The following is a 16,550-nucleotide window of genomic DNA, read 5'->3' on the forward strand; positions in this document are numbered from 1 at the left end:
GAGGGCGTCGTCGTCGAGTCCGGCCACCCCCGCGAGGTCCTGACGAACCCGCGGCACGAACGGACGCAGTCCTTCCTGTCCAAGGTGCTGTGACGCTCCGCTGAACGCGAGGGGATGGCGAAGGGCGGTACGGGATCCCCGTACCGCCCTTCGTCATTCCCGCAGAGCCACCGGAGCGCCACCGGAGCCGGCGGAGTGCTACCGGAGCCGCCGGAACTACTTGAGCGCCAGCAGCAGCGTGTCCGACGGCGAGCACCACACCGGCCGTGCCTCACCGAACCCCATGTTCCTGAGGGTCTGTGCGTGCCAGGCCGCGGACGGCATGTCCCCGTCGGCATGCTCGCCGTAGATCTCGAAGCGGCGGGCGGTGGGCTCCGCGAGCACGGGGTCCTTGGCGGCCACCTGCCACCACTCGGCCCAGTCCAGAGCCCCGTCCCGCCTGGCCTGATCCATGCGGGTGTGCCGCTGGGCGCGCTCGGCCGCGTTGATCCGGGGCGTGGTGTCGTCGATCATGTGGTCCGCGTTCATGAAGACACCGCCGTCGCGGACCAGCTCCGCGACCTGACCGTAGAGGGCCGCGAGGGGTTCGCTGTGCAGCCAGTGCAGGGCCGTGGCGGTCAGGACCGCGTCGTAGGAGTCGTACGGCAGTTTCGCCGGCCAGTCGGGGTCCTTGAGGTCCGCGGCGACGAAGGAGACCCGGTCGTCGCCCTCGAAGGTGCCGCGGGCGATGGCGAGCAGGGCCGGGTCGAGATCGACGCCGGTGCTGGTGGCCTCGGGGAAGCGCGCCAGCAGCCGCGCGGTGATGCTGCCGGTGCCGCAGGCGAGGTCCAGCACGCGCGGTGCCGTGCCGACGAGCGCCTCGACCATGTCGAGCATGATCCGGAACCGCTCCTCGCGGTCCGGCATGTACCACTCCTGCTGCCGATCCCAGCTCTTCTGCCACGCGGCCCAGTCGGTTCCGGTACTGGTGGTCATGGTTTCTCGGCCCCCTCAGAGATGCGTAATACCCTGGAAGCACGACCGGCTGTTACCCGACCGCAGAAACGACCATAGAGCGCCTCCGTAAGGACTACAAGTGGAACTGGCCTATTACTCGGATTACGCGGTGCGCCTCGTCAACAGCGAGGAGCCGGTCCGCGGCAAGGACTCCCTGACCTCGGTCGAGGCCGTCCGCGACCTCTTCGGCGCGAACTCGTCGGCGGCCCGCCGCGCCACCGACGCCGACGTCACCCGCTTCCGCTCGGTCCGGGCCCGGCTGCGCGCGGTGTTCGAGGCGGCCGACCAGGGCGACGAGACGCTCGCCGTGGACCTGCTGAACTCCCTCCTCCTGGAGTTCCCGGTCAGCCCGCAGATCTCGGGCCACGACCACCGCGACGAGGACGGCCGCCCCCTGTGGCACATGCACCTGGCCGACCACCCGTCCAACCCCACCGCCGGCTTCGCGGCGATCGCGGCGATGGGCCTGGCCTTCCACCTCACCGAGTACGGCGTCGACCGCCTGGGCCTGTGCGAGGCGGCGCCGTGCCGCAACGCCTACCTGGACACGTCCACGAACCGCTCCCGGCGCTACTGCTCCGACCGCTGCGCGACCCGCGCCAACGTGGCCGCCTACCGGGCCCGCAAGCGCCTGGAGGCCGACCGGTCCGACAGCAGCGGCCGGGCCGCCGAGAACGCCCAGCGCAGCAGCGCCAGCGGCGAACGCTGACGGTTGCCGATCGGCCGCAGCCGCAGCCACGCCTTCCCGAGGATCAGCTCCTCCGGGACGACCCCGTAATCAGTGCTGTCCCCGCCGGCGTACGGATTGTCCCCGAGCACCCACCACCCGCCGTCACGCCGCTCCACGGCACGCTTGACGACGAGCAGGTCCTGCTGGAAGGGGTGGCGCAGGACGACGACGTTCCCCGGCCTGACCGAGGCCCCGTACTGCAGCAGCAGCCGGTCCCCGTGGTGCAGCGTGGGCACCATGGACGGCCCCGTCACCTCGGCCAGCCCGAAGGGCGCCACGGCCCTCCCCCGCTCGGTCTCCTGCGACAGCTCCGGCATCCCCGGCACCTCCCCGGTCCGTTCCTCCACCAGTCTCAGTCTCACCCTGGACTTTTGTCCTAAGCCCTGGGGGGCACTCGGGAAAACCCGTCCCGCAGGGAGTAATGTCCCACCTGAGAAGACGATCACGAGGAAGGAACGCTCCATGCTTTCCCGCCTGTTTGCCCCCAAGGTCAAGGTCAGCGCGCACTGCGACCTGCCCTGCGGCGTGTACGACCCGGCCCAGGCCCGCATCGAGGCGGAGTCGGTGAAGGCCGTGCAGGACAAGATGGCCGCCAACGACGACCCGCACTTCCAGGCTCGCGCCACCGTCATCAAGGAGCAGCGCGCCGAGCTGGCGAAGCACCACGTCTCCGTGCTCTGGAGCGACTACTTCAAGGCCCCGCACTTCGAGAAGTACCCGGAGCTGCACCAGCTGGTCAACGACACCCTGAAGGCCCTCTCGGCCGCCAAGGCGTCCACCGACCCGGCCACCGGCCAGAAGGCGCTGGACTACATCGCCCAGATCGACAAGATCTTCTGGGAGACCAAGAAGGCCTGATCTTCGATCAGACCTCTCTGACCTGCAAACTTCCTTGCTTGCAGCGTCTCCCCCTCCGCACCCGGCCCGCAGGCCGCCGACCACGGCGTCCATTGCGGTCCGGGTGCGGTCTTTTTCTGCCTGGCGTCAGTTCCAGGGCTCCACGTCCACCACGGCGTCGACGGGCACCGGTCCGTACACGTGGGGGAACTCCTCGCCGCCGGGCTCCATGGCCTCGTACTTGAGCGGTGCGTGCAGGAGGGCCGGGTCCACCACGAGGACCACCAGGTCGTCCGGGCCGTCGTAGTCGCCGTACAGGAGGGCGCCGATGCGCGGGAGTTGGTCGCGGGTGGAGAAGTGGATGAAGCCCTCCTGCTGGAGGGTGCGGCCCCGGGTGGACACCTCGTAGGTGCCGCGCTCGCGGGCCTCGTCCCACAGGGAGCGCTCGGTGAGGTGGACGATGTGCGGAAGCTTCGGCATACGGCCACGCTACGGCTTCAGGCGAGCCGCACGCGTCTGCAGATAGCGCCGTTCCGGCAGGCTGAGGGTGCCTGCGGCGGCGGAGGCGTAGGCGGCGCGGGCCAGGTCGTGGGCGCCCGCGCGCTCCCACAGGTGCCCGCGACCGCGTCCAGGCGGTGGCTGCCACCCAACTCACCTTCCAGTCCGTCCAGTTCGGCAAGTCCTGCCTCCGGGCCGTGCACCATGGCGACGGCCACCGCGCGGTTGAGGCGCTCGACGGGGCCGGGGACCTGACGGACGAGCAGGTCGTAGAGGCCGAGGATCTCCCGCCAGTCGGTGGCCTCGGTGGAGGGTGCCTCGTCGTGCACGGCGGCGATCGCGGCGCGCAGCGCGTACGGTCCGGCGGGTCCCCAGGTCAGCGCCCGGGTGACGAGAGCGGCGCCCTCCTCGATCGCCGCACGGTCCCAACGGGCGCGGTCCTGTTCGTCGAGCGGGACCGGCTCGCCGTCCGGGCCGGTGCGTGCGGCGCGGCGGGCGTCGGTGAGGAGCATCAGGGCCAGCAGGCCGGCGCTCTCGCCGTCGTCGGGCAGCAGCCGGTGGAGGGTGCGGGTCAGCCGGATCGCCTCGGCGGCGAGGTCGTGGCGCTGCAGCGCGGTGCCCGAGGTCGCCGTGTAGCCCTCGTTGAAGATCAGGTACAGGGTGTGCAGGACGGCGGGCAGCCGCTCGGCCCAGTTGTCCGGCCGCCCGAAACTCACGCCCCGCAGTTTCTTCTTGGCCCGGCTGATCCTCTGGGCCATGGTCGCTTCGGGCACGAGGTGCGCGCGGGCGATCTCCGCCGTGGTCAGACCGCCGACCGCGCGCAGGGTGAGGGCGATCTGCCCGGCCGGGGTCAGGTCGGGGTGGCAGCACAGGAAGAGCAGGCTGAGGGTGTCGTCCTCGCGCGGTGCGCGGTCGGAGGGGGCGATCCGGACGGCGAGCGCCGCCGCCCTCTCCTCCCTCGCCTGCCGGGCCTCGTCCGCGCGCAGCGCGTCGGTCAGCCGCCGGGCCGCCACCTTGATCAGCCATCCGCGCGGGTTGTCCGGCACCCCGCTCCCGGGCCATTGCCGGGCCGCCGCGAGCAGGGCTTCCCGGACCGCGTCCTCGGCGGCGTCGAAGTGGCCGTATCGGCGGACCAGCGCGCCGAGGACCTGCGGCGCGTGCAGGCGCAGCAGATCCACGGTGCCGGCGGGCCCGGTCATGCCGCAGGCACTGTCATGTCGTGGGCACTGTCATGTCGTGGGCACTGTCATGTCGTGGGCACTGTCATGTCGTGGTCCCGGTCCTGGTCATGTGGCAGTCCGGCCATACGGCGATCCCAGTCATACTGCGGTCCCGGTCATTCGGCGCTGATGTCCGCGGCGCCCTCCATGATGGGCCGGATCACCACGGGGTACTCGGGCAGGCCCTCGGGGCCGGGGCAGCGGGTGACGCGTTCGGCGATCTCGGTGACCCGGTCGAGGCTCGCGCAGTCCACCACCCAGTAGCCGGCCATCAGTTCCTTCGTCTCGCCGTACGGGCCGTCGGTGATCACCGTGTTGCCGTCCTTGTCGCGCCCGACCAACCTGGTCCGGGCGGGCTCGGCCAGGCCCTGGGCGTCGACGAGTTCACCGGACTCGGCGAGGTCGTCGCTGATCGCGCCCATGTACAGGTACATGGCCTTGAGCTGCGCCTCGGTCCAGGCCGGGGAGTCCGTGGAGGGCTTGCCGGCCATCGCCTCGTAGTCCGCCTGTGTGCCCTGCACCATCACCAGGTACTTCATGGTCCGCTCCTTCGCTCGGCCGCCCCGGGTGGGCAGCTCTCACAGGGGACGTCGGAGCCGGCCGGGAATCTCGACACCCGCTCGGTGCGGTCGCTCAGGTTTTTTTCGAGGCGGACTCGTCGGGGTGCGGTGCGGTGCCGGACCTGGTGTCCGGGGTGGTCGCGGGCTCGGTGGCGGGTGCGACGTGGGCCGGGCAGTCGGGGTTGTGGCACGGGCCGGGGCCCCACACCGGCACCCACGTGCCCAGGGTCTTGTGCCGTCCCACGATCGTGGCGGCCGGCTGTCCGCAGACGGGACAGACCTGCTTCTCGCTGCCCATGTCCTCAGGGTAGGGCGGCCGGGGACTCAGCGCTTCCTGCGGTACGTCCGCACCAGTGCGCCGTTGCCGAACGTGTGCACCGAGACCAGGGTGAACTCCGTGATGCCGAGGCCGGAGGCGAACATCGGCATGCCGGTGCCATAGACGATCGGGTAGGTCTTGATGACCAGTTCGTCGATCTCGTCGAGCAGCGCTCCCGCGACCTGCGAGCCACCGCACAGGTAGATGTCCAACCCTCCTTCCTCCGCCTTCAGTTCGCGGATCCGGCCGACCAGGTCGTCGGCGACGATCTCGACGTTCGGGTCGGGCGAGGTGCCCAGGGTGCGCGAGGCGACGTACTCGCGCAGGTGGGCGTAGGGGCTGGTGACGCCCTCCTTCAGGGCCAGGTCGTAGCTGGCGCGGCCCTGGACGACCGTGTCGAACCGCCGGTTCTCCAGGTGGTCGAGGCCGAGCGCCTTACGGCCGTGGGTGGCCAGGGTCTCCGGGAACTCGGCCTTGAGAAAGGCGAGGTACTCCTCGTCCAGGAACCGGAACATCGCCGTGGCGTCGCCGTTCTCGTCGCCGATGAAGCCGTCGAGCGAGCAGGCGATGACGTACGTGAGCTTTCGCAAGCCGTTCTCTTTTCGTAGGCTGCCGAGCGGCGGGACAACCACTCCGCTTGTAGTGCTCCATTTGTAGTACTCCAGTTGTAGTGGTGGCAAGGAGTTTCCGGGACGCGTCCCGGAGCGAGAGCAAGTGAGAGAGGTGGTTCCGCATGGCGGGGAATCCGGAGCGGCGGGCGGCGCTGGTGGACGCCGGGATCGCGGTGCTCGCGCGGGAGGGGGCGCGCGGGCTGACGTTCCGCGCCGTGGACGCGGAGGCGGGCGTGCCGACCGGCACCGCCTCGAACTACTTCACCGGCCGCGACGATCTGCTCCGCCAGATCGACGCCCGGCTGCACATCCGGCTCGCGCCGGATCCCGAGGTGGTGGAGGAGCTGCTGCTAGGCGCCCGGGACCGTGCCCTGGTCACCGCCTTCATGCGGGACATCCTGGACCGCGCCGTCCGCGACCGCGCCGGCTATCTCGCCCTGCTGGAGATGCGCCTGGAGGCCACCCGCCGCCCCGAACTGCGCGCCTCCTTCACCGCATCCGTACGCGGCGACCTGGAGCAGGGCATGCAGTTCCACCGAGAGGCGGGCCTCCCCGGCGACGACCAGACCGTCACCGTCCTCTACCTGGCAATGCTCGGCCTCATCCTGGAACACCTGACCCTCCCCGGAGTCCTGGACGGCGCCCTGGACGGCGTGAACGTCCCGGAGGACCTGGTCGAACGGATCGTGACGACGGTGGTCCCGGCAAAGTAGGCCGAAGGGCCAGTAGGCCAGACACCAGCTGCGCCGAGGGGCAGGGAGACCCGCCGCGCCAAAAGAAGCAGGCGGACCGGCGGCGCCCGGTGGTGGCGAAAGGGGCGGGCGCCGCCGGTCAGGGATCAGTTGTTGCGGCGGGTCACGAACTCCGCCAGGGCCAGCAGGCCGCCCGCCGACTCCGGGACGGGCACCGCGCGGGCCAGTTCCTGCATCGCCCGCGCCATCCGGTCGGCCGCCTCCGCCTGGGCCCAGTCCCGGCCGCCCGCCTGTTCCACGGCCAGGGCGGTCCGCGCGATCTCGCCGCCGTCCCCGTCCCCGTTCTCCCCCGCGACGTACGGCTTCCCGTACAGCTCGGCGAGTTCGGCGGCGGCCGGGGTGCCGGAGGCGAGGGCCGCGACGACCGGCAGGGACTTCTTGCGGACGGCGAGATCCGCTCCGGCCGGTTTGCCGGTGCGGCGCGGGTCCCCCCATATGCCGATCACGTCGTCGATCAGCTGGAAGGCGAGCCCGGCCTGGCGGCCGAAACCGTCCAGCGCGGCCACGTCCTCCTCCCGGGCACCCGCGTACAGCCCGCCGAGCGCGCAGGCACAGCCCAGCAGCGCACCGGTCTTGGCCTCGGCCATGGCGAGCACCTCGTCCAGAGTGACCTCGCCGGGGGCGCGCTGCTCCATGGCGGTGTCGGTGTGCTGCCCCTCGCACAGCTCGATCACGCAGTCCGCGAGCCGGGCCGCCGCCGGAGCGGAGGCCGGGTGCGGGTCGTCGGCGAGCAGGCGCAGGGCCAGCGCCTGCATCGCGTCCCCGGCGAGGATCGCGTCGGGGATCCCGAACACGGTCCAGGCCGTGGGCCGGTGCCGGCGCGTGGTGTCCCGGTCCATCACGTCGTCGTGCAACAGCGTGAAGTTGTGCACCAGTTCCACCGCGGCGGCGGCCCGCACGGCCGCCGCCCGCGCCCCGGCCCCACCCAGCGCGCTGGCCGCGGCGAGCACGAGCGCGGGCCTGATCGCCTTGCCCGCGTTGCCCGCCACCGGGGTGCCGTCCGCCTGTTGCCAGCCGAAGTGGTAGAGCGCGACCCGGCGCATGGTGCCGGGCAGCGACTCGATGGCCGCGCGCAGCTCCGGGTCGACCAGGGCCCGGGTGCGCTCCAGCAGCACCGGCGCCTCCTGCCCGTCGAGCGACCCGGCCCCGGCGTCACCCGCCGGGCGGCGCCGTCGGCGCGGCCCCGGTGGCCGGGGGCCCTCCCGGGACCCCGAGCCCGACCCGTACTCCACCTCCGGGCCCGAACCTGACACGGAACCTGCCCCTGCCCCGTATTCCAACCCCGACTCCACCCTCGAGCCGACGGGCCCTGCCCTCCCCGTCGAACCCTGCTCGGTGTCCGTCATGAACTCGGCCATGATCCCCCCTCGCGTGGTCCGCGGACGGCGGCAGCGCTACCGCTCCCGCTGGGCGCATACCCCGGGGATGTACCCGCCCCGAAGGGCGGGAACACGGCCGCGAAGTGCGGAAACGTCACCTCCACCGGCCGATCTCGACGTTCTCCAGCACGCCGAGCGCGTCGGGCACCAGGACGGCGGCCGAGTAGTAGGCGGTCACGAGGTACTTGATGATGGCCTGTTCGTTGATGCCCATGAAGCGGACGGACAGGCTCGGCTCGATCTCGTCCGGGATGCCGGACTGCCTCAGGCCGATGACGCCCTGGTCGGCCTCGCCGGTACGCATGGCGATGATCGATGTCGTCCGGGCCTCGGTGACCGGGATCTTGTTGCACGGGTAGATCGGCACACCGCGCCAGGTCGGGATGCGGTTGCCCCCGATGTCGATCGTCTCCGGGACCAGCCCGCGCTTGTTCAGTTCGCGCCCGAACGCGGCGATCGCGCGCGGGTGGGCGAGGAAGAGCTTGGTGCTGCGGCGGCGGCTGAGCAGCTCGTCCATGTCGTCCGGGCCGGGCACGCCGTCGTGCGGCTGGATCCGCTGGTCGTACTCGCAGTTGTTGAGGAGGCCGAACTCCCGGTTGTTGACGAGTTCGTGCTCCTGGCGCTCCTTCAACGCCTCGACCGTGAGCCGCAGCTGCTGCTCGGTCTGGTTCATCGGCTGGTTGTACAGGTCGGCCACGCGCGTGTGGATGCGCAGCACGGTCTGGGCGATGCTCAGCTCGTACTCGCGCGGACGGGCGTCGTAGTCGACGAAGGTGTTCGGGATGTCGGGCTCGCCGGAGTGGCCGGCCGCCAGCTCGACCGCCTTCTCGCCGTACTTGTTGGTGTGCTGCTCGGGGGCCGCCCGCAGCTGCTGCAGGTGGTCGCGCAGCGAGTCGGCGCGCTCGGCGACCTGCTCGAAGTCCTGGCGGCTGAGGATCAGCACCGTGCAGGCGGTGTCCGCGCGGGCGGTGTACTCCCAGATGGCATCCGGGTCCACCAGCCCCTGTTCGCCGAAGTAGGCGCCGTCGGCGAGGACTCCGAGGACCGCGTCGTCGCCGTAGGGGCCCGTGCCGACCTTCTCGACCCTGCCGTGGGCCAGCAGGTACACCTTGTCGGTCTGGTTGCCGAAGGAGGCGATCACGTCGCCCGGCGCGAAGTCCCGCTGCCGGCAGCGACGGGCCAGCTCCGTCAGTACGTCGATGTCCTCGTACGACCGCAGCGCGGGCAGTTCGCCGAGTTCGGCCGGGATGACCTCCACATGGTCGCCGGTTTTCACAAAGGTGATGCGGCCGTCACCGACCGCGTAGGTCAGCCGCCGGTTCACCCGGTACGTGCCGCCATGTACGTCCACCCAGGGCAGGGAGCGCAGAAGCCAGCGGGAGCTGATCTCCTGCATCTGGGGTACGGACTTGGTCGTGGTGGCCAGGTTCCGCGCTGCCGCCGTGCCGAGAGACTGCTGCGGCTTGCCCTGATCCGTGCGGACCTCTTCGCCTACCGACATAAGGAAATGCCCTCCCATGTACGCCCGGTCCCGGATCTCACCTGGCACCGGTCTCACACACGAGGTTTTCATCACGGAGAGCTACCGCGCCATTACCCGAAAGAGCGGGAATGGATCATCCCACTACTGGGCAGAAAGAGGGACCTCACGCCGTCGCCGCGCGCAACTGCGCGAGTTGTCCGGATCGGCTCGCACAGCGTACGAACGCGCTGGTCCGAGACGTCCGGTTTCGGTAGAAGCTGCGGTACGAGAGGACCGCGACCGGCGGCCTCCGGGCACGGCACGAAGGAGGCGGCCATGTCCCCACCCATGTCCGCGAGCGCATTCCTGGACGCACTGCGGGCGGAGGGTGCCACCGTCGTCGAATGCGGCGACTGGCGGCATCACCATCGCAACCACAAGGGGCCCTGGGGCCCGGTCCACGGCGTGGTGATCCACCACACGGCCACCCTGGGCAGCGCCCGCACCGTGGAGATCTGCCGGGACGGCCGCGCCGATCTGCCCGGCCCGCTGTGCCACGGGGTGATCACCAAGGACGGCACGGTCCATCTGGTCGGCTACGGCCGGGCCAACCACGCCGGCCTCGGCGACGACGACGTCCTGCGCGCGGTCATCGCGGAGAAGGGGCTGCCGCCGGACAACGAGGCGAACACCGACGGCAACCGGCACTTCTACGGCTTCGAGTGCGAGAACCTCGGCGACGGCGAGGACCCCTGGCCCGAGAAGCAGCTCGACGCGATCGCACGTGCCGCCTCCGCGGTGTGCCGGCGGCACGGCTGGACAGAACGGTCGGTCATCGGCCACCTGGAGTGGCAACCCGGAAAGGTGGACCCACGCGGCTTCACGATGGCCTCCCTCCGGGAGCGGATCGCCGAGCGCCTCAAGGACGAGCAGGACTGACGCCGGGTCCGGCCAGCCGGACGGACGGCCGGGGTCCGGGACACCGGAAGACCGGGGTCCGGACGGCCGGAACGCCGAGGTCCGGAACGCCGGAAGGCCGAGGTCAGGAACGCCGAGGGCCGAGGGCCCGGAAAGGACGGGGACAGAACGCCTGAAGGCCATAGGGCCCAAGGCCGGGTCCGGAACGCCGGACGGCCGGGTGCCGGACGGCCAGGTGCCGGACGGCTGGAACGCCGAGGGCCGGAACGCCGAGGGCCGGTAAAGAGAGGGGGCCGGAACGCCGGGAACCAAAAGGCCGCAAGGCCGGAAGGCCGGAAGGCCCGGAAAGAACGGGGCCAGAACGCCGGAAGGTCATAGGACCGCAAGGCCGAGGGCCGGAACGCCAGAAGACCGAGGGCCGGATGGCCGGAAGGCCGGGGGCCGGATGGCCGGAAGGCCGGGGGCCGGAAGGCCGGGGGCCGGGGGCCGGGGGCCGGGGGCCGGGGGCCGGGGGCCGGAAGGCCGGGGGCCGGGGGCCGGAAGGCCGGGGGCCGGGGGCCGGAAGGCCGGAAGGCCGGGGGCCGGGGGCCGGAAGGCCGGACGTTCAGGGGCCGGAAGGCCGGACGTTCAGGGGCCAGGCGGTCGGAAGACGGGACGGAGCGGGGCGGAAGGGGCGGGGGCGAGAGCGGCCGAAAGCTCGAGAGCTGGACGGACGCAGGGGCCAGGCGCGCGATCCGGCCCTCTCGGCGAGAATGGGCCCGTGACCAGCGCCGATCCGGTCGATCCAGTCGACCCTCCCGAACCGCTCGACCCGCTCGCCCCCGTGCTTCCCTCGCCTCTTCAGGAGGTGTGGGACGGCCGTTTCGGTCGTCGTGGTGTGCGGCTGCTGCTCAAGCGGGACGACCTCGTCCACCCGGAGCTGATCGGCAACAAGTGGCGCAAGCTGGTGCCGAACATCGAGGCGGCGCGGGGGCGGCCGTTGGTCACCTTCGGCGGGGCGTACTCGAACCATCTGCGGGCCACCGCCGCCGCGGGCCGCCTCCTGGGGCTGCCCACGGTCGGCGTGGTCCGCGGTCAGGAGCTGGCGGACCGCCCGCTCAACCCGTCCCTGTCCCGGTGCGCGGCCGACGGCATGCGTCTGCACTTCGTCGACAGATCGACGTACCGCCACAAGAACGAGCCGGAGACCCTGGCCGCGATCCTGCGCGCGGCCGGCACCGAGGAGGCGTACGTCGTGCCCGAGGGCGGCAGCAACGCCGAGGCGGTGCGCGGCTGCCGGGGCCTCGGCGAGGAACTGCGCGGCCGGGCCGACGTCACGGCGGTGGCCTGCGGCACCGGCGGCACCCTCGCCGGACTCGCCGCCGGACTGGACGCGGAGCAGCGCGCACTCGGCATAGCGGTCCTCAAGGGCGGTTTCCTGGCGGCGGACGTACAGGCCCTCCAGGAGCGCACGTTCGGCGCCCGCACCGGCATCTGGTCCCTGGACGACCGCTTCCACTTCGGCGGTTACGCCCGTACGACACCGGAACTCGACGCCTTCGCGGCGGACTTCGAGCAGCGGCACGGCATGCCGGTGGAGCGTGTGTATGTCGCCAAATTGCTGTACGGACTTGTCGCCCTGGTGGAAGAAGGGGCCTTCGCGCGCGGGACGACGATCGCCGCGGTCGTCACCGGACGACCGTTCCCGCCGGCCTCGCAGCCCCCGCAGTCCCCGCAGCCCCCTGCGACCCCGCCAACCCCTCCGGTCCCGCCCACCTACCCCGCTTCCCGATAAGCCGCCGCCTCCTCCAGGTCCAGCCTGCGCAGCAGCGCGCGCAGCATCTCGTCGTCGATGTAGCGCAGGTCGCGGAGTTTGACGAAGACGCTCCGCTCGGAGCTGATCATCTCCCGGGACAGCCGGCGGTAGGTGTCGTCGACGGACTCGCCGGTGATGGGGTTGACCTGGCCGAGCCGTTCCCAGACGGCGTTGCGGCGGCGCTCCAGGACCGTGCGCAGCCGGTCGGCGAGCGGTGGGGGAAGGGCGTTGCGCTCGTCGGAGAGGAGGTCGTCGAGGTGCTGTTCGGCGGCCCGGGAGGCCTGTGCCTGGGCGTTGGCCTCGGCGAGGGTCTCGGCCTGCCGGTCGCGGCCGGGGAACTTGAGCAGGTGGATCAGCGGGGGCAGGGACAGCCCCTGGACGACGAGCGTGCCGATGACGGTGGTGAAGGTCAGGAACAGGATCAGATTGCGCTGCGGGAAGGGCTGGCCGCCGTGCACGGTGACCGGGATGGAGAAGGCGATGGCGAGGGAGACGACGCCCCGCATGCCGGCCCAGCCGGTGACCATCGCGCCTCTCCAGGTGGGGTTCGCCTCGCGCTCCCTGATCCGCCGCGACAGCATGCGCGGCAGGAACGTCGCCGGGTAGACCCACACGAACCGGGCCACCACGACGACGAGGAAGAGGATGACGGCGTACAGGGCGGCGCGCGCGCCCTCGTACGCTCCGAGACCTTCGAGGACGACCGGGAGCTGGAGGCCGATCAGGGCGAAGACCGCGGACTCGAGGATGAAGGCGACCATCTTCCACACCGCCTCCTCCTGGAGCCGGGTGGCGAAGTCGACCTCCCACGCGCGGTGGCCGAGGTAGAGGGCGACGACCACGACGGCGAGGACGCCCGAGGCGTGCACCTGCTCGGCGACGCCGTAGGCGACGAACGGGATCAGCAGGGAGAGGGTGTTCTGCAGGAGGGGTTCCCTCAGATGCGTGCGCAGCCAGTGCAGGGGCGCCATGAGGACGAGGCCGATGCCGACACCGCCGACCGCGGCGATCAGGAACTCGCTGATGCCGCCCGCCCAGGTCGCGCCCTCCCCGATGGCGGCGGCCAGCGCCACCTTGTAGGCGGTGATCGCGGTGGCGTCGTTCAGCAGGGACTCGCCCTGGAGGATCGTGGTGATCCGGGACGGCAGCCCGACCCGGCGTGCGACGGCGGTGGCCGCCACGGCGTCCGGCGGCGCCACGACGGCGCCCAGCACCAGCGCGGCGGTCAGCGGCATCCCGGGTACGAGCACGTAGGCGGCCCAGCCGACGACGACGGTCGCGAAGAGGACGTAGCCCACCGACAGGAGTGCCACCGGCCTGAACTGGGCGCGCAGGTCGAGGTAGGAGCTGTCGCTCGCCGAGGTGTACAGCAGCGGGGGCAGCAGCAGCGGCAGGACCACCTCGGGGTCGAGGGTGTAGTCGGGCACCCCGGGCACGTAGGACACCGCGAGTCCGACCGCGACCAGCAGCAGGGGGGCCGGCACCGGAGTCCGCCGGGCCGCGCCCGCGACCGCGGCGCTGCCCGCCACCAGCAACAGCAGCGGCAACACGTCCATGATCCTCGTCCACCCTCGTTTTTCCGCGCGGTCACCCGCGCGACCGTCGTAATCTGGCAATCATGAAACAGTGCACGCACGCCGCCGCGCTGCCGCACCCCCAACCCGAGGCGCTCAGCGAGACCTGCCTGGAATGTCTCGCGGACGGAACGCATCCGGTGCAACTGCGGATCTGTCTGGACTGTGGCCACGTCGGCTGCTGCGATTCCTCGCCGCACAAGCATGCGACGCAGCACCACACGAAGTCCGGTCATCCGGTGATGCGGAGCTTCGAACCCGGCGAGGACTGGCGGTGGTGCTTCGTCGACCACGTTCTCGTGTGACACTGCACGGGAGACGGCACGCTGCCGTCACGGCGCACGGTTCGAGCGTCTGACGCCGGGGTACGTCAACCCGGCGCGCGCTCTTCTCATTTGGCCACGCAAACCCTCTAGACACGGAGCGTATCCGCAGCTTTACTGTGAGTGACGCCAGGGGGTTGGGGTCCCGGGGACAGGAACGTTCCGAGCGCGATAGCGTCACCGCGGAACCACGTACGCGTTACCCCGGGGGGCGACCCTCGGCCCCGTAAAGCTTGTACCACCATGGAGGTGAGGGTGTCCCAGATCGCAGGCGAGCCCGCGGCGAACCAGGACTTCGTGGAAGTCCGTCTGCCGGCTGCGGGTGCCTACCTGTCGGTGCTGCGGACGGCCACGGCCGGTCTGGCGGCCCGCTTGGACTTCACCCTGGACGAGATCGAGGACCTGCGCATCGCCGTGGACGAGGCCTGCGCGATCCTGCTTCAGCAGGCCGTGCCCGGCTCCGTGCTGAGCTGCGTCTTCCGGCTCGTCGACGACTCGCTGGAGGTCACGGTGTCGGCACCGACCACCGACGGCCACGCCCCTTCGCGGGACACCTTCGCCTGGACCGTGCTCTCGGCCCTCGCGGGCAAGGTCTCGTCGGCCGTCGACGAGGACAGAACCGTGTCGATCAGCCTCTACAAACAGCGCGGCGCGGGCCCCGGCCCGGCGTGAGAAACGGGGACGGTCCGGTGCGGGACGAAGAACGCGGCACGCGGGAGCTGCCGACGGGGGACGGGGGTGCACCTTTGCCGAGCGAGATCGAGAGCTTGCGGGACGGCTCCTCGGACGGTTCCCGACGCATGGCCGACGGCATCGACGGCATCCCCGAGCAGGCCAGACCACACCCGGAGGAAGACTCCGCGCAGGTCGGCAGGGACGGCGCAGTCGACGGTGCCGTGCGGAGCGCGCCCGCGCAGGAGCGCGGCGGACCCGGGTCCGCCGTGCGCGCGCAGGCGAGGGCTCGGGGAAGGGTGACGGGCAGGACGATGAGCGAGCACGAGCGGGATGCCGAGGACACCGCGCCGGGCGCGGAGGCCGTGCAGGCGGCACAGCACGACCCCCGGGACCGCAGCGGGGCACGTGCGATGTTCGTCGAGCTGCGCGCGCTGAAGGAGGGCAGCCCGGAGTACGCGGAGCTGCGCAACAAGCTGGTCCGGATGCATCTGCCGCTCGTCGAGCACCTCGCGCGCCGCTTCCGCAACCGCGGTGAGCCGCTGGACGACCTCACCCAGGTCGCCACGATCGGCCTGATCAAGTCCGTCGACCGCTTCGACCCGGAACGCGGCGTCGAGTTCTCCACGTACGCCACCCCGACGGTCGTCGGCGAGATCAAGCGGCACTTCCGCGACAAGGGCTGGGCGGTGCGGGTGCCGCGCCGGCTGCAGGAGCTGCGGCTCGCGCTGACCACCGCGACCGCGGAGCTGTCCCAGCAGCACGGCCGCTCCCCCACGGTCCACGAACTGGCGGAGAAGCTCGCCATCTCCGAGGAGGAGGTCCTTGAGGGCCTGGAGTCCGCCAACGCGTACTCCACGCTGTCCCTGGACGTCCCCGACACCGACGACGAGTCGCCCGCGGTCGCCGACACCCTCGGCGCCGAGGACGAGGCGCTGGAGGGCGTCGAGTACCGCGAGTCGCTCAAGCCGCTGCTGGAGGATCTCCCGCCGCGCGAGAAGCGGATCCTGCTGCTGCGGTTCTTCGGGAACATGACCCAGTCGCAGATCGCGCAGGAGGTCGGCATCTCCCAGATGCACGTCTCCCGGCTGCTCGCCCGCACCCTGGCCCAGCTGCGGGAGAAGCTCCTCGTCGAGGAGTGAGGCGCCTACTCGGCCCGGCCCGGTCCCTTGATTCCGAGGGCCTGGGTCGTCGCCGGGTGCACCAGCAGGACCAGCGAGATCACGGCGACCACCGCGAGAGCGATGCCCGCGCCGATGGCCATACTGTCGGCCTTGAGCAGGTTGTAGGCGACCGGAAGGGCCATGATCTGCGTGATGATGGCGGGCCCGCGGCTCCAGCCGCGCCTGAGCAGCAGCCCGCGGGCGGCCAGCAGCGGCAGCAGGGCGAGGACGACCAGCGTGATCCCGCCGGTCACGGCCTGCTGCCGGTCGTCCGGGTCACCGGTGAGTCCGAGGACGAGGATCCACAGGCCCCCGACCGCCAGGGCGAGCCCCTCCAGCCCGGCCAGCACGGCCGCGTACGTCAGCCGGCGCGGACGCGGTCCGGCGGCGCCGGCTTCCGCGGTGACCGGGGCGGTGTCCTGCACGGGATTCTGCTCGCTGCTCACCCCAGCAGGGTAGCCGCCGGCAATCCGCAGACGGGGGCAGGACGGCATGCCGACGATTGCGACCAACAGCACCGCGGCTCCCCAGGGGCGCGCATAGCCGCCGACGATCCACGAACGGGGGCGGGACGGCATGCCGACAATTGCGGCGAACGGCACCGCGGTTCCCCAGGGGCCCGCTTAGCCGCCGACGATCCGCAGACGGGGGGGTGCCTCTATGTCCTTCGTCAAGGCGCCCCTGTCGGGTGTGGTGTGGTTCGGGGTGCTGGGGTTATGCGGCGAGCTCGACGTCCTTCGG

General features: G+C 71.5%; 18 protein-coding genes and 2 pseudogenes. 9 read left to right on the forward strand and 11 right to left on the reverse strand.

Annotation, left to right across the window (positions count from 1 at the left end; all coding sequences use genetic code 11):
• A pseudogene (locus ACGFYV_RS36735) lies at window positions 1-93 on the forward strand (ectoine/hydroxyectoine ABC transporter ATP-binding protein EhuA); the annotation flags it as partial.
• Between the two features lie 123 nt (window positions 94-216).
• On the opposite strand, the gene ACGFYV_RS36740 reads toward ACGFYV_RS36735, so the two are convergent.
• Window positions 217-975 (reverse strand): class I SAM-dependent methyltransferase, encoded by a 759-nt coding sequence (locus ACGFYV_RS36740; RefSeq protein ID WP_393882896.1) that lies wholly within the window; start codon window positions 973-975, stop codon window positions 217-219.
• A 100-nt stretch (window positions 976-1,075) separates the two neighbouring features.
• Here ACGFYV_RS36740 and ACGFYV_RS36745 point away from each other — a divergent pair, with 100 nt between their 5' ends.
• On the forward strand, window positions 1,076-1,705 hold the full coding sequence (locus ACGFYV_RS36745) for a CGNR zinc finger domain-containing protein (protein ID WP_393882897.1): 630 nt from the start codon (window positions 1,076-1,078) through the stop codon (window positions 1,703-1,705).
• Here the strand turns inward: ACGFYV_RS36745 and sodX are convergent.
• Complete coding sequence (sodX, locus tag ACGFYV_RS36750) at window positions 1,609-2,043, reverse strand: nickel-type superoxide dismutase maturation protease (protein WP_393882910.1); 435 nt, start codon at window positions 2,041-2,043, stop codon at window positions 1,609-1,611. The two genes, ACGFYV_RS36745 and sodX, sit on opposite strands and share 97 nt — an antisense overlap.
• A 145-nt stretch (window positions 2,044-2,188) precedes the next feature.
• Here sodX and sodN point away from each other — a divergent pair, with 145 nt between their 5' ends.
• Complete coding sequence (gene sodN / locus ACGFYV_RS36755; RefSeq protein WP_158924645.1) at window positions 2,189-2,584, forward strand: superoxide dismutase, Ni; 396 nt, start codon at window positions 2,189-2,191, stop codon at window positions 2,582-2,584.
• A 126-nt stretch (window positions 2,585-2,710) separates the two neighbouring features.
• Here the strand turns inward: sodN and ACGFYV_RS36760 are convergent, their stop codons facing one another.
• The 5 genes and pseudogenes from ACGFYV_RS36760 to ACGFYV_RS36780 form a co-directional block, all read right to left on the reverse strand.
• The gene (locus ACGFYV_RS36760) at window positions 2,711-3,043 is read right to left on the reverse strand and encodes a DUF952 domain-containing protein (RefSeq protein WP_393882898.1); all 333 of its coding nucleotides are present in this window, start codon (window positions 3,041-3,043) and stop codon (window positions 2,711-2,713) included.
• 9 nt (window positions 3,044-3,052) lie between these two features.
• A pseudogene (locus ACGFYV_RS36765) lies at window positions 3,053-4,260 on the reverse strand (RNA polymerase sigma factor).
• Between the two features lie 137 nt (window positions 4,261-4,397).
• Window positions 4,398-4,820: a YciI family protein gene (locus tag ACGFYV_RS36770; RefSeq protein ID WP_393882899.1), complete on the reverse strand. Its 423-nt coding sequence runs from the start codon at window positions 4,818-4,820 to the stop codon at window positions 4,398-4,400.
• 94 nt (window positions 4,821-4,914) lie between these two features.
• Window positions 4,915-5,139, reverse strand: a complete 225-nt coding sequence (locus ACGFYV_RS36775; RefSeq protein WP_393882900.1) for a hypothetical protein — start codon at window positions 5,137-5,139, stop codon at window positions 4,915-4,917.
• A 26-nt stretch (window positions 5,140-5,165) separates the two neighbouring features.
• A complete protein-coding gene (locus ACGFYV_RS36780) occupies window positions 5,166-5,750 on the reverse strand; it encodes a dihydrofolate reductase family protein (RefSeq protein ID WP_393882901.1) in 585 nt (194 codons plus the stop codon).
• A 143-nt stretch (window positions 5,751-5,893) separates the two neighbouring features.
• On the opposite strand from ACGFYV_RS36780, the gene ACGFYV_RS36785 reads away from it, so the two are divergent.
• Window positions 5,894-6,484: a TetR/AcrR family transcriptional regulator gene (locus tag ACGFYV_RS36785; RefSeq protein ID WP_393882902.1), complete on the forward strand. Its 591-nt coding sequence runs from the start codon at window positions 5,894-5,896 to the stop codon at window positions 6,482-6,484.
• 125 nt (window positions 6,485-6,609) lie between these two features.
• On the opposite strand, the gene ACGFYV_RS36790 is transcribed toward ACGFYV_RS36785, so the two are convergent.
• Together ACGFYV_RS36790 and ACGFYV_RS36795 are read right to left on the reverse strand one after the other, a co-directional pair.
• Window positions 6,610-7,869 carry a family 2 encapsulin nanocompartment cargo protein polyprenyl transferase gene (locus tag ACGFYV_RS36790; protein WP_393882911.1) on the reverse strand — a complete coding sequence of 420 codons (1,260 nt, stop codon included), beginning with the start codon at window positions 7,867-7,869 and terminating at the stop codon, window positions 6,610-6,612.
• 127 nt (window positions 7,870-7,996) lie between these two features.
• Entirely contained in the window at window positions 7,997-9,403 is a 1,407-nt protein-coding gene (locus ACGFYV_RS36795) for a family 2B encapsulin nanocompartment shell protein (RefSeq protein WP_393882903.1), read from the reverse strand.
• A 297-nt stretch (window positions 9,404-9,700) separates the two neighbouring features.
• Between ACGFYV_RS36795 and ACGFYV_RS36800 the strand changes: the two genes are divergently transcribed.
• Complete coding sequence (locus ACGFYV_RS36800; protein WP_393882904.1) at window positions 9,701-10,303, forward strand: N-acetylmuramoyl-L-alanine amidase; 603 nt, start codon at window positions 9,701-9,703, stop codon at window positions 10,301-10,303.
• 739 nt (window positions 10,304-11,042) lie between these two features.
• Complete coding sequence (locus ACGFYV_RS36805) at window positions 11,043-12,056, forward strand: 1-aminocyclopropane-1-carboxylate deaminase/D-cysteine desulfhydrase (protein WP_393882905.1); 1,014 nt, start codon at window positions 11,043-11,045, stop codon at window positions 12,054-12,056.
• Here ACGFYV_RS36805 and ACGFYV_RS36810 read toward each other — a convergent pair.
• Complete coding sequence (locus ACGFYV_RS36810) at window positions 12,038-13,633, reverse strand: Na+/H+ antiporter (protein WP_393882906.1); 1,596 nt, start codon at window positions 13,631-13,633, stop codon at window positions 12,038-12,040. The two genes, ACGFYV_RS36805 and ACGFYV_RS36810, sit on opposite strands and share 19 nt — an antisense overlap.
• A 62-nt stretch (window positions 13,634-13,695) precedes the next feature.
• On the opposite strand from ACGFYV_RS36810, the gene ACGFYV_RS36815 reads away from it, so the two are divergent.
• The 3 genes from ACGFYV_RS36815 to ACGFYV_RS36825 all read left to right on the forward strand — a co-directional run bounded on the left by ACGFYV_RS36815 (window position 13,696) and on the right by ACGFYV_RS36825 (window position 15,788).
• A complete protein-coding gene (locus tag ACGFYV_RS36815; protein ID WP_393882907.1) occupies window positions 13,696-13,956 on the forward strand; it encodes a UBP-type zinc finger domain-containing protein in 261 nt (86 codons plus the stop codon).
• Window positions 13,957-14,229: 273 nt separating this feature from the next.
• The gene (locus ACGFYV_RS36820) at window positions 14,230-14,646 is read left to right on the forward strand and encodes an anti-sigma regulatory factor (protein WP_137301875.1); all 417 of its coding nucleotides are present in this window, start codon (window positions 14,230-14,232) and stop codon (window positions 14,644-14,646) included.
• 17 nt (window positions 14,647-14,663) lie between these two features.
• On the forward strand, window positions 14,664-15,788 hold the full coding sequence (locus ACGFYV_RS36825; protein WP_393882908.1) for an RNA polymerase sigma factor SigF: 1,125 nt from the start codon (window positions 14,664-14,666) through the stop codon (window positions 15,786-15,788).
• A 5-nt stretch (window positions 15,789-15,793) separates the two neighbouring features.
• Here the strand turns inward: ACGFYV_RS36825 and ACGFYV_RS36830 are convergent, their stop codons facing one another.
• On the reverse strand, window positions 15,794-16,255 hold the full coding sequence (locus tag ACGFYV_RS36830) for a hypothetical protein (RefSeq protein WP_393882909.1): 462 nt from the start codon (window positions 16,253-16,255) through the stop codon (window positions 15,794-15,796).
• Between the last annotated feature and the right edge of the window lie 295 nt (window positions 16,256-16,550).

The sequence above is a fragment of the Streptomyces sp. NPDC048297 genome (genome assembly GCF_043201585.1).
In the GTDB taxonomy this organism is placed as follows: domain Bacteria; phylum Actinomycetota; class Actinomycetes; order Streptomycetales; family Streptomycetaceae; genus Streptomyces.